This is a genomic window from Xanthomonas sp. DAR33341, assembly GCF_003992815.1.
In the GTDB taxonomy this organism is placed as follows: Bacteria; Pseudomonadota; Gammaproteobacteria; order Xanthomonadales; family Xanthomonadaceae; genus Xanthomonas; species Xanthomonas cissicola.
The window spans coordinates 24,656-40,193 of sequence record NZ_QEYV01000028.1; the positions used below are offsets into that span (position 1 = coordinate 24,656).

Here is a 15,538-nt window from a genome sequence, read left to right on the forward strand (position 1 = left end):
GCGTCGCGAGAGCGGGCTGCCGGCGTTCCTCATCGCCGTGGTGGCGCTGTCGCTGCTGAGCCAGCCGTTGCTGGTGCAGTCGGTGGCCACGGTGCCCGCGCTTGTGCCGGACATCGGCGTGCCGGCGACCGGCTTGTTGGCGTGGGCGGTCGATCTCACCCTGCATCGCTGGAATCTGCCGTTCCAGGTCTGGCCATGCGTTGCGGTGGCTGCCAACGCGCTGTTCCTGTCGCTGCTGTGGCGCGATCTGGCTGGCGTGTTCGGGCGCGGCTGGGCCAGCGCTCTGACGCTGCTGGTGGGCTGCAACCCGCTGTTCCTGCTGCCGATCGCCGCTGGCGGCAGCCAGGCAGTGGGGTTGCTGGCCTTCTACGGTTTGTGCCGCACCTTGCGCCGCTTGCAGGCGCCGGTGGAAGCCTTCACCTATCTGCGCATTGCCGGTTGGTTGTGCATTTTGCTGTGCCTGGATCTGCAGACGCTGGCGCTGTCGACAATGGTCGCGCCATGGCTGCTGCTGGTCATGCCGCCGCAGATGCTGCGCAAGGCACCGGGCTCGTTCTACCTGGTGTGCTATCTGCCGTTCGCGTTCCTGGTCGGCATGTGGGCCTACGTCAATCTGGTCGTGTTCAATGCGCCGTGGCCGACGCTGTCCAGCATCGCCCAGGCGTCGCATCCGTTGCCGCTGCCACTGGCCGGCCATGCCGACGGCTGGTTGCCGGCGGTCCGCTGGGGTGTGGCGGCCGCGGTGTGCTTCCCGGTGCTTGCGCTGGTGGCGCGTGCGCGCAGCGGTGCGTTGGCGCGTGGCGTGGTGGCCAGTGCCGGCACCGTGATCTGCGCGGCTGCGTTGTCGTTCGCGTTCGGCTGGGCTGGCTTCGATGCCCTGCTGTTGTTGTGGGTGCCGGCGGCGCTGTTGCTGCGTGCGCTGCACGCCGACCAACGCGGCCAGGCGGCCGGATTGCTGGTGCTGGGCCTGGCGGGTGCGATCTGGGCACAGCCGCAGGGTTGGGGCAGCTGGATGCGTGCCGCAGCGCCCGACGAACAGGCCTTGATGCAGGGCGAGGCCGTTGTCATGACGACGCCGGTATCGTTGCCGCTGCGTGCATCGGACGCTCCCGCGACGCAGGATGTTGATGTAGGGCAGTCGGCGATGGCCGAGAGCGCTGCGGTGGCCCCGGCTGCAACGGCAACTGACCACACTGCCGAGCCGGCCAACCCGTCGGTGGCCACGGTGGCGCCGCAGGACAAGAACAATGCATCGTTGCGTGCGACGGCGTGCTCCCGGCACGCGGCGCCGCCGAATGCCGAGGTGTCTGCTGCATGTTCAAGCGCGTTCTAAGCGTCGCAATGTTGATCGGCGTGTGTCTGCTGGCAAACGGCTGCAATGCGGCCGCGCCGACCTGGATGGGCGCCAATGTCAAGGTCTCCGCCAATGCCCCGTGGGAAAGCCAGGCTGCAGCGCAGTCGTTGGACGCATTGGCCAAGACAGGTGCAAGCAAGGCGTTGCTGGTGGCGTTCGTGTGGCAGGCCAGCCCGCAGTCCAACGATCCGGTGCTGGGCAGCGACAGCAGTGTCGACGCCATGCGCGCTGCATTGCGGCAAAGCCTGCAGGCTGGATTGCAGCCGACGCTCAAGGTGCATGTCTGGATTCCGGGGCACTGGGCCGGCGATGCCGCACCCACCGACCCGGCGGCCTGGTTTGCGGCCTACCAGAATGCGTTGCTGCCGTTGGCCAAGTTGGCCCAGGACGAACACGCCGAAGCGCTGGTGATCGGCACCGAGTTGCGCAAGTTGCAGGACGCGCCGCAATGGCCGGCGTTGGTCGCAGCGGTGCGCAAGGTCTATCACGGAAAACTGCTGTATGTGGCAGACGGCATGGAGCATGCCGAGAGCTTCCGTTACTGGTCGTTGTTCGATGCGGTGGGCACCAGCCTGTATGCGCGCCTGTCCGAAGCTGCCGATGCGCGCAGCGCTGAAATGACCGCTGCGGCGCAACGCCTGCAGCAGTTGGGTCAGCGCGTGGGCAAGCCGATATGGGTGGCCGAGCTGGGATTGCGTTCGGCGCGCGGTAGTCTAGCAGCGCCGTGGGAAAGCCCCGAGCAGCGCACGGCCGCCGTCGATACGCGCTTGCAGCTGCAGGTGTTGCAGCAGTGGCGCAAGGTGCTGCAGGCGCATGGTGTGGAAGGCATCGCGCTGTGGTGCTGGTATACCGACCCCAAGGCCGGCGGCCCGGGCGACAGCGACTTCACCGTGCAGGGCAAGCCGGCGCAGCAGGTGCTGGCGCGCTGAGGGCGACTCGCCAAACGGCTGCGCTTGCCGCAAGGCGGGCGCGGTCGGTGAACGGATCGCCAGATACCGCTCGCATGCTTGGGCTTCAGGCGCCGGCTACGCCACGTGATACGCGCTCGCTCTGGTGGTCAGTCGCGCTAAATCGCGGCTGCACAGGCATGGTATGCACCTGTGATGCGCCTCAGGCGGGCGCGGCTGCGCGCGCTGGCGTTATTTTGCCTGCCTTCTGCCTTCTGCCTTCTGCCTTCTGCCTTCTGCCAGCAGCTGCGCTGCGCAGGACTGGTTGAAACTCGCTTGCCGAACCTGGCAATCGCCGGTCCGCGCCTGACGACACAGGTGCGCTGCGCCGTCGCGCGGGGCGTGCGCAGTGCACGCGCTGCCATCGCCGCTAAGGGCATAATCCGGCGGCATGATCATCCATTCGCTGCTCGACACCGATCTGTACAAATTCACCATGATGCAGGCGGTGCTGCACCAGCACCCGGCAGCGCAGGTAGATTACCGCTTCAAATGCCGCACTCCCGGCGTGGACCTGGCGCAGTTCATCGATGAGATCTCGCGCGAGATCGATGCGCTGTGCCGGTTGCGGCTGCGCGAGGACGAAGTGGATTACCTGCGCAGCCTGCGCTTCATCAAGCCGGACTTCGCCGACTTCCTGGCGCTGTTCCATCTGGATCGCAAGTATCTGAGCCTGACCGCATCGGCCACCCATCCGGGCGAGATCGAGCTGACCATCCGCGGGCCGTGGTTGCACACCATCCTGTTCGAGGTGCCGCTGCTGGCGATCATCAACGAGGTCTGGTTCCGCAATACCTCCGAGCCGGATTTCGAAGAGGGCCGCAGCCGCCTGCGCGAAAAGGTAGCCAGCCTGCGCAGCATGCCGGCCGGCTGCAAGATCGCCGATTACGGCACCCGGCGGCGCTACTCGCGGCAATGGCATGGCGAGTTGCTGCCGCTGCTGCGCGATGGCCTGGGCGAGCAGTTCGTCGGCACCAGCAACGTGTACTTCGCCAAGCAGTACGGGCTGACCCCGCTGGGAACCATGGCGCACGAGTATCTGCAGGCGTTCCAGGCGTTGGGGCCGCGGCTGCGCGATTCGCAGGTGGCGGCGCTGGAATCGTGGGCGCGCGAATACCGTGGCGATCTGGGTATCGCGTTGTCGGACGTGGTCGGGCTGGATGCGTTCCTGCGCGATTTCGATCTGTATTTCTGCAAGTTGTTCGATGGCATGCGCCACGATTCGGGCGACCCGTTCGAATGGGGCGAGCGCGTCATCGCGCATCTGGAAGCGCACCGCGTCGATCCCCGGACCAAGGTGCTGGTATTCAGCGACGGCCTCAATATCGACAAGGTGATGCGGCTGTACCAGCACTTCCACACGCGCTGCCGGCTGGCCTTCGGGGTGGGCACCAGCCTCACCAACGATCTGGGGCCGACGCCGCTGCAGATCGTGATCAAGATGGTCCGCTGCAATGGCCAGCCAGTGGCCAAGCTCAGCGACTCGCCCGGCAAGAGCATGTGCGAGGACATCGGGTATCTGCGCTATCTGCGCGACGTGTTCGGGTTGCCGCCGATGGCAGAGACATGATCGATCGGGGCGACACCGCAGAAGAGTGACTGCAGGGTGACCGCCCGCTCAGTAAATTCCCTACACACTGTCAGGGAATGCCGGAAAAAGTGAGACGCAGCTCTCGATTCGGGGGTGGCGGCCGTTAACATCATCACACGTGCATCACATCGGGTGCATGCGTCGCATGTGACGGCCCTTTTCCTTGCGAAGTCTGTTGAATGAGCGCACTCGACCCGCTGCCGCTATACCGCACGCGCAGTTGCTCCCGGCAATGGCTGGGGTTTGTGCGCGCGATGGCCGAGGAGTTCGGCGCCGAGTTGTCCGAGGACGATCTGGCCCTGTTGATGGCGCGAATCGGCCGCCGTTTCGCACGCGAACAGCGGCTGGCGCCTTGCGCCACGCTGGATGACGCGCAGCACGCGGCCAATGCGGTGTGGGGCCGCTGCGATTGGGGCCAGTGCGCGTTGGAGGAGCACACCGACCATGTGCAGATCCGGCACGCGGGGGCGCCGTTGAGCGTCGCGCTGAATGGCGCCGCGTGGAGCGATGGGTTCCTGCAGGGGGTGTACGAGGGGTGGTTTCAGCAACTGGGGATGCTGGCAGGCCTGGCGGTGCAGAGCGTGCCGAGCGACACCGTCGATCTGCGCCGCCTGGTGTTGGCGCGCACGGCATGAGCATGTCTGATCGGGCAAGGAGAGTGTGATGACAGCGAAGAAGGGCAAGGACGCAATCCAACATGACGATGTGTCGGGCCTGTTCGCGCGTCTGGGGACGCCGGCGAGCCAGGGATACCACGATTTCGCCTACACCCAGCTGTCGCCGCGCACCTGCGGCCTGACGCAGGCCCATGCGCCGGCAGCGGTCGAACCGATCACCGTTGCGCCCGATGCCGTGCAGCCGCCGGTGGGGGTTGCAGCGCCGACGCCGAGCTTGGGCATGCCGGCCACCGTCCCGGTGCCAGAGCGTTCCTTGCAACCCGTCGTGACCGCAGCAGATCAGGTGCCGGATGCGCTCGCCCCGCTGCGCAAGTTGCGTCAGCTCGACGAACCGGCGCCGCGCGGCGTGCAGCCGGCCGATCGGCCCGCGCAGACGCCATTGGAGCGCTTGTTCCAGCGCCTGTTGCAGGCCGATGCGCGCAGCTGCGCGCAAAGCCCGCTCAAGCGCCTGCGTTCGCGTTGACCTGTTGCCCATTGTTCCCCGCCGCAGGCGCCCCATGCGCTTGCCGCTTGTTGTGCCGCACGCCGCCATGCCTGAAGGACGATTGATGACCGCTGCCAGCCGCCATTCCGCATCACCTTTGCCCACGCTGGCGACCTGGGCGCTGTGGTTGCTGGGTGCGTTGCTGCTGGTGTTCGTGGTGGCCGTGCCGATGGATGTGACGCAGCAGCTGGTGTTTTCCGGCGTGTTGTTCGCGGTGGCGTTGGCGGTGCGCAACCGCGGCGGGCGGGTGGTCATCCTGATGATGATGGGGATGTCGCTGGCGGTGTCGTGCCGCTACATCTGGTGGCGCATGACCCAGACCATGGGCGTGGGCAGCGCGGTGGATTTCATCCTCGGCCTGGGCCTGCTTGGCGCCGAGCTGTATGCCTTCGTGATCCTGGTGCTGGGCTATTTCCAGGTGCTGTGGCCGCTCAACCGCAAGCCGGTGCCGCTGCCGGCCGACCAGCGCCTGTGGCCCAGCGTGGACGTGTTCATCCCGACCTACAACGAGCCGCTGTCGGTGGTGCGCACCACCGTGCTGGCGGCCAGCGTGATCGATTGGCCGGCCGGCAAGATCACCATCCATTTGCTGGACGACGGCCGTCGCGACGAGTTTCGCGCGTTCTGCGCCGAGGTCGGCATCAACTACGTCACCCGCACCAATAACGCGCATGCCAAGGCCGGTAACATCAATGCCGCGTTGAAGAAGTGCAGCGGCGATTATGTGGCCATCTTCGATTGCGACCACATTCCCACCCGCAGTTTTCTGCAGGTGGCGATGGGCTGGTTCCTGCACGACACCAAGCTGGCACTGGTGCAGATGCCGCACTATTTCTTTTCGCCGGACCCGTTCGAACGCAACCTGGACACGCATGGCAAGGTGCCCAACGAAGGCGAGTTGTTCTACGGCCTGCTGCAGGATGGCAACGACCAGTGGAATGCCACGTTCTTCTGTGGTTCGTGTGCGGTCATCAAGCGCACCGCGCTGGAAGAAGTGGGCGGCGTGGCGGTGGAAACGGTCACCGAAGATGCGCACACCGCGCTCAAGCTGCAGCGCCGCGGTTACCGCACCGCCTACCTGGCCGTGCCGCAGGCCGCGGGCCTGGCCACCGAAAGCCTGTCCGGCCACGTGGCGCAGCGCATCCGCTGGGCGCGCGGCATGGCGCAGATCGCACGCATCGACAACCCCTTGCTAGGTCGCGGGCTCAAACTGTCGCAGCGGCTGTGCTACCTCAACGCGATGCTGCACTTCTTCTACGGCGTGCCGCGCATCATCTATCTCACTGCGCCGCTGGCCTATCTGTTCTTCGGCGCGCACGTGATCCAGGCCTCGGCGTTGATGATCCTGGCCTACGCCTTGCCGCATATTTTGCAGGCCAACCTGACCAACCTGCGCGTGCAGAGCCGCTTCCGCCATCTGCTGTGGAACGAGGTCTACGAAACCACGCTGGCCTGGTACATCTTCCGTCCCACTCTGGTGGCCTTGCTCAATCCCAAACTCGGCAAGTTCAACGTCACGCCCAAGGGGGGGCTGGTGGCGCGCAGCTATTTCGACGCGCAGATCGCCAAACCCTATCTGTTCCTGTTGTTGCTCAACGTGGTGGGCATGGTGGCCGGTGTGCTGCGGCTGATCTATGTGGGTGGCAGCGGCGAGCAGCAGACCATCTGGTTCAACCTGGCCTGGACGCTCTACAACATGGTGCTGCTGGGCGCCACGATTGCCACCGCCAGCGAAACGCGCCAGGTGCGCAGCGCCCACCGCGTGCCGCTGGATGTGCCGGTCACCCTGTATCTGCCCGATGGCGATGTGCTGCCGAGTCGCTCGGTGAATTTTTCCACGGGCGGCATGGCGATCATGCTCGCGCAGCCGCAGCCGATCGAGCCTGGCTTGCCGGTGCAGATCGGCCTGAGCCATCGCGGCGTGGAGCAGACCTTGCCGGCGGTGGTGCGCCAGGACCGCGATGGACAGGTCAGCATCCAGTTCACGCAGATGTCGATGGAACAGGAGCGCTGGCTGGTGGCGTCGACCTTCGCGCGCGCCGACATCTGGCTGTCGCAGTTGGGCCAGCACGACCGCGATGCGTTCTGGCGCTCGATGGGGCAGGTGTTGGAAGCCAGTGCACGCGGATTCGGGCGACTGGGCGGGCATATCGTGGACAGCGCGCGGCAGGGCTTTCGTCCGAGGCGCGCGGTGGATCTGGAGTCGTGAGTGTGATGCGTGGTGTTTCTGTTTGCTTTACCAGGACGCAGCTGATGCGGATGTTCCCGGCTGTGTTGAGCTGTGCGTTGACCTTGCTGGCAGGCCTGGCGCAGGCGCAACAGCCCATGCCTGCAACGCCATCTGCGCAGGCAGGCAGCCAGATGCAGGCAGCCACGCCATCGCAGGTGCCCGTCGCCTTCGCAGCGGCGCCGTTGCCAGGCGGCAGCACGCGTGCGGCAACGCTGCGCGAACTGGGTATCGACTACGAAATCACCTTGCGCGGGGTGCAGGGCAGCGCCGGCGTGCCCTTCAGCGTGCGCAGCGACGAGATCGTCACCGCGGCCACCTTGAATCTCAAATACAGCTACTCGCCCTCGCTGTTGCCCGACCTGTCGCATCTCAAGGTCACCATCAACGGCGTCACCGTGGCCACGCTGCCCACCGACAAGGCCAACGCCGGCAAGTTGCTCTCGGCCGATCTGCCGATCGATCCGCGCCTGGTCACCGATTACAACCAGCTCAATCTGCAGTTGATCGGCCACTACACGCGCGATTGCGAAGACCCCGACCACAGCAGTCTGTGGGCGAATGTGGATGCGGCCACCAGCCTGTCGCTGACCACCACGCCGCTGGCCTTGGCCAACAACCTGGCGTTGCTGCCGGTGCCGTTCTTCGATGTGCGCGACACGCGCCGGCTGGAATTGCCGTTCTATTTCCCGCAGCGCCCGGACACCGCCACGTTGCAGGCGGCCGGCACGGTGGCCTCGTGGTTCGGTAGCCTGGCCGGCTACCGGGGCGCGGTGTTCCCGGCATCCACCGAGGCCTTGCCGGCGTCCGGGAACGCGGTCGTCTTCGCGACGCCCGGCACCTTGCCAGCGCAATTTGCGACCGCCGACAGCGGCGTGGCCGACATCCGCGGCCCCACCGTGGCCGTGCTGCCCAACCCCAACGATCGCAACGGCAAGCTGCTGCTGGTGCTCGGCCGCAACAGCGAAGACCTGCAGCGTGCCGCCACCGCGCTGGCCTTGCGTGCGCCGTTGACCGGCGCAGTGGCCCGCATCGGCGACATCAGCGCGCCTGCGCCGCGGCGGCCTTACGACGCGCCCAACTGGGTGTCGAGCGAGCGTCCGGTACGCTTCGGCGATCTGGTCACCCAGCCCAGCCAGCTCAACGTCACCGGCTATCACCCCGACCTGATCCGGATAGGCCTGCAGCTGCCGCCGGACCTGTTCGTGTGGGAACGCGACGGCATCCCGGTTGCGTTGAACTACCGCTACACGCTGCCGGAGCAGGACAACAAATCCGCGCTCAACGTCAGCATCAACGAATCGTTCGTGACCACGCTGCCGCTGACCGGTCGCCCGTTCGCTCAATCCACGCCGATGCGCTGGTGGAACAGCCTGGGGACGCGCGGCAGCATGCCGGTGCATGCCCGTTCGCTCAATCCACGCCGATGCGCTGGTGGAACAGCCTGGGGACGCGCGGCAGCATGCCGGTGCATCAGGACCTGACGCTGCCGGTGGGCGCGTTTTCGGCCAACAGCCAGCTGCGCTTCCATTTCTTCTTCGATCGCCCGCAAGGCGAAGCGTGCAAGAACACTTTCCCGGATGTGTCGGGTGCCATCGATGCCGATTCCACCATCGACCTGAGCGGCTTCCACCACTACATGGCGATGCCCAACCTGGCGGCGTTCGCCAATGCCGGCTATCCGTTCACGCGCCTGGCGGACCTGTCCGAATCCACCATCGTGCTGCCCGACAATCCCGGCGATCAGGACCTGAGCAACGTGCTGACCCTGCTCGGGCATTTCGGTGCTTCCACCGGTTACCCGGCGCTGCATGCGCAGATCATTGGCGCCGGCGCGGTGCAGCAGCATGCCGGCCGCGATCTGTTGCTGCTCGGTAGCGCCGAATCGCAACCGTTGTTCAAGCAATGGCGCGCGCATCTGCCGATCGGTCAGGACGGGCAGGCGACCCGCTTTGCGCTGACCGACTGGCTGTTCGAACGACTGCCGCGATTTTTATCCTTCGATGCGCGCCGCACCGACCTGCCCACCACCGCCGAGATCGCCCTGCAGCCGCAGCCGGACGACGTACTGCTGATGGGCTTCGAATCGCCGCTGAAATCCGGCCGCAGCGTGGTCGCCTTCCAGACCGAAGACCCGGCCAACATGAGCCGCCTGTTCGATGCCTGGTTCGACCCGACCCTGCTCAAGGATTTCCAGGGCAGCGTGGTGTTGCTGCAGCAGAACAACGTCACCAGCCTGGCCGGCAACCAGACCTATTACGTGGGGCACTTGCCGCTGCCGACCTGGCTGCGCTGGTATTTCTCGCACCACCCGGTGTGGCTGGCCTTCACCGTGGTGCTGCTGGCGCTGTTGCTGGCCTTGGCTGCACGCGTGCTGCTGCGCAGGCACACCGCCGAGCGGCTCAACGACGGTGGCGGCGCATGAGCGCGCACGCACATACCGGTGGCATGACGCGCCGTCGCCTGCTGCATGCAGGCGCATTGGCGGGCGTGGCCGCGCTGCTGCCGGCAGCCGCGCTGGCGACGCCCAGCCAGTGCGGGCCGTGGCCGCTGTGGAGCGCCTTCGTCGACAAGCACATCCAGCCCGATGGGCGGGTGGTGGATTTTCTCAATCCCGATCAACGCTCCACCTCGGAAGGGCAGTCGTATGCGCTGTTCTTCGCCCTGGTCAACAACGACCAGGTGCTGTTCGACAAGGTGCTGAGCTGGACCCGCCACAACCTGTGCGGCGGCCGCCCGGATCTCAACCTGCCGGCATGGCTGTGGGGCCGCGATGGCAGCGGCGCCTGGCGCGTGCTGGACGCCAACACCGCCAGCGATGGCGAGTTGTGGATTGCCTATGCGCTGCTGGAAGCCGGCAGGTTGTGGAGCCGCCCGGGCTATCTCAAGGCCGGCCAGCAGATGCTGCAGCTGATCCGCACGCAGGAAGTGGCCACGCTGCCCGGGTTGGGCCCGATGCTGCTGCCGGGCCGCACCGGCTTCGTCGACAACGGGCGCTGGACGCTCAATCCCAGCTATCTACCCATCCAGGTGCTGCGTCGTTGCGCCAACGCCGACCCCAAGGGCCCATGGGCCGCCATCGCCGCCAACAGCGCGCGCGTGCTGCGCGACAGTGCGCCGGTGGGGTTTGCCCCGGATTGGACGGTGTGGGACGGCAAGACCTTCAATGCCGATCCCAAGCGCGGCAATGTGGGCAGTTACGACGCCATCCGCGTGTACCTGTGGGCCGGCATGCTGGACGCTGGCGAGCCGCTGCGCGCGCGGTTGCTGCAGGACCTGTCCGGACCGGCCGACCTGCTCGCCGCGCAGCAGGCGCCGGCCGAAAAGATCGACACCGCGCGCGGTGTGGGCACCGGCGCGCTGCCGGTGGGATTTTCTGCGGCGCTGTTGCCGTACCTGAGCGCGCTGGGCAAGCCCGCGCTGCTCAAGGCGCAGGCGCAGCGGGTGCCCGCCGCCACGCAGCCGGCCGCCGCTGCCTTGCCGTATTTCGAACGCACGCTGGCCCTGTTCGGACAGGGATGGCTTGAGAACCGCTACCGCTTCGCCGCAGACGGGCGCCTGTTGCCCGCCTGGAGAACCCCTGCATGCGCCGCAACGACCTGAAGCCGTTCTACCTCGCCGGCATGCTGGAGCTGTGCCTGCTCGCCGCACCGGCAGCGCATGCGCAGACCAGCGCCACCCGGCAGCTGGTGGAACAGGGCAACTACTGGCACGACCAGGGTCGCGACGATCTGGCCGCCGATACCTGGAAGAAGCTGCTCGGTATCGACCCGGACCAACCCGACGCATTGCTCGGCCTGGCGCAGATCGATCTGGCGCAGGGGCGCCAGTCCGAGGCGCGCAAGCGCCTGCAGCAACTGGAAGGCGCGCATCCGCAGTCGCCGCAGTCGCAGCGCCTGCGCGTGGCGATCGGCGCGCGCGGTAGCAGCAGTGCGGGCGAAGACTCCAATCTGCGCAATGCACGTCGTGCTGCCTCTGCCGGGCGCTATGTGGAAGCGGCGCGCAGTTACGAAGCCGCCTTCGCCGGCAAGCCGCCGCCGCCGAACCTGGCGCTGGAGTATTACCAATCGCTGGCTGGCACGCCCACCGGTTGGGAGCGCGCCCGCGATGGCCTGCGACGCCTGCAATCCAGCGACCCGGACAATCCGTCCGTGCAGCTGGCGCTGGCGCAGGTGCTCAGTTACCGCGAACCTACCCGCCGCGACGGCATCGCGCAATTGCGCACGCTTGCCCAGCGCGCGGACGTGGGTGGGCCGGCACGCAGCAGCTGGCGCCAGGCGCTGCTGTGGCTCAACGCCGGCATGGCCGATGCGCCGCTGTACCAAGCGTTTCTTGCCGGTACCCCGAACGATGCCGAAGTGACCGCCAAACTTGGCCAGCTGCGCGCGCAACGCACGACGGCCACCACGCCGGCCGATCCCAACGGCGTGTTGCTGGGCGAAGGCTTTCGCGCGTTGAGCGCCAACAATCTGAGCGCAGCCGAACAACGCTTCACCCAGGTCTTGCGTGCACGTGCGCGCGACCCCGAAGCGCTCGGCGGCCTGGGCTCGGTACGTTTGCGTCAGCAGCGTTTTGCCGAGGCGCAGGAACTGCTGCGACCGGCCGCGGCCGGCAACGGCAAATGGAAAAACGCACTGGAGAGCGCCCGCTACTGGCAGCAACTGCAGCAGGCCGAAACGGCGCGCGCGCGCGGCGATCTGGCGCAGGCGCGCCAGCTGATAGAGCAGGCGGTGCAGCTGCTGCCCAACGAGCCGGCCGGACACGTGGCGCTGGGTGACCTGCAGGCCGCCGGCGACCCGGTCGCGGCCGAAGCCAGCTATCGCAAAGCCTTGGCGCGCGATGCCGACAATGCCGGCGCGTTGCAGGGCCTGGTCGGGCTGTACAGCCGCCAGGGCCGCCTGCAGGAAGCCAGCGCCTTGTTCGACCGGCTGCCGGCGGCCGAGCGCGCCAAATCCGGTGGCCAAGCCTTGCTGCGCTCCAACGTGCAGCGCGCCCGTGCGCGTCAGTTTCTGGACGCCGGCGATGCGGTCAGCGCGCAGACCGAGCTGGAAGCGGCCATGGTCGAGCGTCCGGGTGATGCCTGGATCCGTCTCGATCTGGCGCGCCTCTACCAGCAGGCTGGCCGCCCGGATCAGGCGCGCAGCGTGATGGACGGCCTGCTCGCGGTCCACGGCGACCAACCCGAGGCGTTGCACGCCAATGCGCTGCTGGCGCAGGAAAGCGGCGACTGGCAGGGCGCCTACGACAGTCTGGATCGCATTCCAGCCGCGGCACGCACGCCGGCGATGACCCAGCTGCGCGCCACCGCATGGATCGAATTGCAGGCGCGTCAGGCGCGGCAGCTGGTCGCGCAGGGCAGGGTGGGCGAGGCGCAGCAGTTGCTGGCGCGTACCGAAACGGCGCTGGGCAATCAGCTCGACGATCCGCAACTGCTGGCCGCCCTGGCTGGCGCGCATGCCGACGCCGGCAACACCCAGCGCGCGCTGGTGCTGGCCCAGCGGCTGGTCGCCGGCGCCAGCCCGCGCATCGAAGACCGCCTGCAATACGCCAGCGTGCTGCTGCGCGCGCATCAGGACGCCGAGCTTTCGGCGGTGTTGCGACAGCTGCAGGCCACCACCATGACCCCGGAGCAGCTGCGCCGCTACCAAGGCCTGCGCAGCGCCTACACGCTGCGGCAGGTGGATGCATTGCGCGAGCTTGGCAATCTGGAAGGCGCCTACGACGCGTTGTCGCCGGTGCTGGCGCAGCAGCCGGACAACCGCGATGCGCAGGCCGCGCTCGCGCGGTTGTACGCGGCCGCCGGCGAGCACCGCCAGGCGCTGGCGATCTACCAGCAGATCCTGCAACGTCAGCCCAGCGATCTGGACACGCTCACCGCCGCCGCCAATAGCGCCGCCGCGCAATCGGACCTGCGCGATGCAGAGCGCTATCTGCAACGCGCGTTGGCGCAGGCACCGGAGTCGCCGGACGTGCTCGCGGCCGCCGGCCGCGTCTATCGCAGTGCCGGCAAGAACCGCAAGGCCGAGCAGTATTTCCGTGCAGCGCTGGCGGCGCAGCAGCGTCAGGCCGGGCAGCTCGACAATGGCCTGGCTTCTGCACGTGGCCCGGCTGCCGTCGCCGCATCCGGTCGGCCGCTCAACCCATTCTCCGGCATGACCGGCGCCATGCCGCGTTCGCCGGCGATGCTGTCCGAACGCATGGCCGCCGGCAGCGCCTACAACGACGTCGCAACCGCACCTGTCGCATACATCGCGCCGCTCGCCATGCAGCCCGGCGCCGCACGTGTCGCGACTGCCGCACCCGTCAATGCCGCCGCCGATCTCAGCAGCGACGCGTTGCCGCAACCGGTACGCGCCAGCACCGTGCCTTCCACGTTGCCTGCGCCCAGCCGCTTGCGCGCTTCCACGCATGGCGCGCTGCCGGCTGTGTCGGGCAGCGATCTGCAGCCGCGCAACATCGCCGCGCAAGCACTGCCCGCGCGCAGCAGCGGCAACAGCGTGCTCGACGAATTGCGCGCCGTGCAGGCGGAAAACAGCGACGGCCTTGCCGGCGGCGCGCTGTATCGCGCGCGCGACGGCGAAGACGGCCTGGGCCGTCTGGACGACATCGAAATGCCGGTGCAGGCCGAATTCGCAGTCGGCGAGGGCAAGCTCGGCGTCACGCTGACACCGACCGTGGTGGATGCCGGCACGCTCGGCACCGACTACGCCACCGCCAGCCGCTTCGGCACCGGCCCGCAGAGCGCCATCGGCGATGCGCTGGCCGCCAACCGTGGCCCGATCGACACGCTGGTCGATTCGCCGGTGTATCAGTTGCTCGCCACCGAAGGCGATACCGCCGCCACGCGCGAACGCCTGCGCCGCTACGCCTTGAATACCGGCCTGTTCAATGCACTGCTGGTGGAGAACAACAACAGCACTGCCGCTGCGCTGGCTGCATTGGCCAACGAGCCGCTGCCGGCCTACCTGCTCAGCATCAACGCCTCCAACACGCCGATTGGGCAGCTGGCACGCGACATCCTGGGCAATGCCGCGCTCAGCGAACAGCTGGGTGCAGGCGATGCGGCCGCATTGCGCGCGCTGGCCGGCAGCACGGCCGCCGCGCAGCAGACGCCGACCGGCCTGGCCGACACGCTCAATGCGATGGCCGCCAGCGGCAACGGCAGCCGCCGGCTCAGCCAGGACGACACCGGCGTGGGCGTCGGCGTGCGGTATCGCAATGGCGGTTTCAGTGCCGAACTGGGCAGCACCCCGATCAGGTTCCAGGAGCAGAACCTCATCGGTGGCGTGGGCTATCGCGGCGAGCTCGGCGACACCGTCAGCTGGTCGGCCGAGGCCTCGCGGCGTGCGGTGACCGATAGCGTGCTGTCGTTTGCCGGTGCGCAGGACGCACGCAGCGGGCGCCAATGGGGCGGTGTGACCAGCACCGGGCTGTCGCTGTCGGCCACTGCCGACAACGGCCTGCTCGGCGGCTACGCCAACCTTGCCGCGCACCGCCTGCAGGGCAACAACGTGGCCGACAACGACCATCGCCAGGTCGACCTGGGCTTCTACGTGCACGCACTGGAGACCGAGCATCAATCGCTCACCGCCGGCGTCAATCTGACCACCATGCAGTACGACAAGAATCTCAGCGGTTTCACTTACGGCCACGGTGGCTACTTCAGCCCGCAGGACTATGTGGACCTGGGGTTCCCGGTGCATTGGAGCGGGCGCACGGCCGGGCAGACGGTGAACTGGAAGGTCGACGCCAGCGTCGGTGTGCAGCACTTCAGCACCGAGGCCTCGCCATATTTCCCCACCGACCCGACCCTGCAACAGGCGGCCTACGACGCCGCATCGCTGGCCGCGCTGCTTGGCCTGGTCGATCGCTACACCGACCCGGTGTATGCGGGCGAAAGCCGCACCGGCGTGTCCTACAACCTCAGTGGCGCGGCCGAATGGCAGGTGGCGCCGCAGCTGTTTCTGGGCGGGCGGCTGACCTTCAACAATGCACGCGACTACAACCAGTTCAGCAGCAACCTCTACCTGCGTTTCGTGATGGATCGCCTGGGCGCTGCGCTGGGGCGTGCGCCGCAGGTGCTGACCTCGCCGTATGCGGCGGAGCATTGATGCGCCGGCAAGCCTGGCGCCTCGCTCCGAAGACGCGCAGCAGGGTTTGTAGCCAATGCACGCAGGCGGCGTGATGCCGCGCGTGCATGGGGTCCGCATCCTCGCCTGCGCCGTGGTGTGCATCGTCGCCACGCTGCATGGACCGCG

8 protein-coding genes and 1 pseudogene are annotated in these 15,538 nt (G+C 67.5%); all 9 read left to right on the forward strand.

The genetic code is table 11. The features are described from left to right. Positions 1-37: 37 nt before the first annotated feature. Positions 38-1,333, forward strand: coding sequence for a hypothetical protein (locus tag EO156_RS13180; RefSeq protein ID WP_029829415.1), 1,296 nt, complete (start codon positions 38-40; stop codon positions 1,331-1,333). Beyond that, a complete protein-coding gene (locus EO156_RS13185) occupies positions 1,315-2,283 on the forward strand; it encodes a hypothetical protein (protein ID WP_016850175.1) in 969 nt (322 codons plus the stop codon). Before EO156_RS13180 ends, EO156_RS13185 begins: the two co-directional genes overlap by 19 nt. Before the next feature lie 409 nt (positions 2,284-2,692). Further along, the gene (pncB, locus tag EO156_RS13195; RefSeq protein ID WP_003490746.1) at positions 2,693-3,871 is read left to right on the forward strand and encodes a nicotinate phosphoribosyltransferase; all 1,179 of its coding nucleotides are present in this window, start codon (positions 2,693-2,695) and stop codon (positions 3,869-3,871) included. A gap of 200 nt (positions 3,872-4,071) precedes the next feature. Continuing rightward, the gene (locus tag EO156_RS13200) at positions 4,072-4,527 is read left to right on the forward strand and encodes a hypothetical protein (protein ID WP_003490744.1); all 456 of its coding nucleotides are present in this window, start codon (positions 4,072-4,074) and stop codon (positions 4,525-4,527) included. 28 nt (positions 4,528-4,555) lie between these two features. After that, positions 4,556-5,032 (forward strand): hypothetical protein, encoded by a 477-nt coding sequence (locus EO156_RS13205; protein WP_016850174.1) that lies wholly within the window; start codon positions 4,556-4,558, stop codon positions 5,030-5,032. Positions 5,033-5,117: 85 nt separating this feature from the next. Further along, positions 5,118-7,262, forward strand: a complete 2,145-nt coding sequence (bcsA, locus tag EO156_RS13210; RefSeq protein WP_016850173.1) for a UDP-forming cellulose synthase catalytic subunit — start codon at positions 5,118-5,120, stop codon at positions 7,260-7,262. Positions 7,263-7,306: 44 nt separating this feature from the next. Further along, positions 7,307-9,705: pseudogene (bcsB, locus tag EO156_RS13215) on the forward strand (cellulose biosynthesis cyclic di-GMP-binding regulatory protein BcsB). Beyond that, on the forward strand, positions 9,702-10,883 hold the full coding sequence (bcsZ, locus tag EO156_RS13220; protein WP_029829412.1) for a cellulose synthase complex periplasmic endoglucanase BcsZ: 1,182 nt from the start codon (positions 9,702-9,704) through the stop codon (positions 10,881-10,883). Before bcsB ends, bcsZ begins: the two are co-directional and overlap by 4 nt. After that, positions 10,865-15,391, forward strand: a complete 4,527-nt coding sequence (locus EO156_RS13225) for a cellulose biosynthesis protein BcsC (protein WP_033482963.1) — start codon at positions 10,865-10,867, stop codon at positions 15,389-15,391. The genes bcsZ and EO156_RS13225 overlap by 19 nt, the downstream gene beginning before the upstream one ends. Positions 15,392-15,538: the final 147 nt, after the last annotated feature.

Excerpts from the sequence above, each read along its gene's own strand:
- EO156_RS13185 (WP_016850175.1), top strand. The coding sequence starts at position 1,315 with ATGTTCAAGCGCGTTCTAAGCGTCGCAATGTTGATCGGCGTGTGTCTG.
- EO156_RS13225 (WP_033482963.1), top strand. The coding sequence starts at position 10,865 with ATGCGCCGCAACGACCTGAAGCCGTTCTACCTCGCCGGCATGCTGGAG.
- bcsZ (WP_029829412.1), top strand. The coding sequence starts at position 9,702 with ATGAGCGCGCACGCACATACCGGTGGCATGACGCGCCGTCGCCTGCTG.
- pncB (WP_003490746.1), top strand. The coding sequence starts at position 2,693 with ATGATCATCCATTCGCTGCTCGACACCGATCTGTACAAATTCACCATG.
- bcsA (WP_016850173.1), top strand. The coding sequence starts at position 5,118 with ATGACCGCTGCCAGCCGCCATTCCGCATCACCTTTGCCCACGCTGGCG.
- EO156_RS13200 (WP_003490744.1), top strand. The coding sequence starts at position 4,072 with ATGAGCGCACTCGACCCGCTGCCGCTATACCGCACGCGCAGTTGCTCC.
- EO156_RS13205 (WP_016850174.1), top strand. The coding sequence starts at position 4,556 with ATGACAGCGAAGAAGGGCAAGGACGCAATCCAACATGACGATGTGTCG.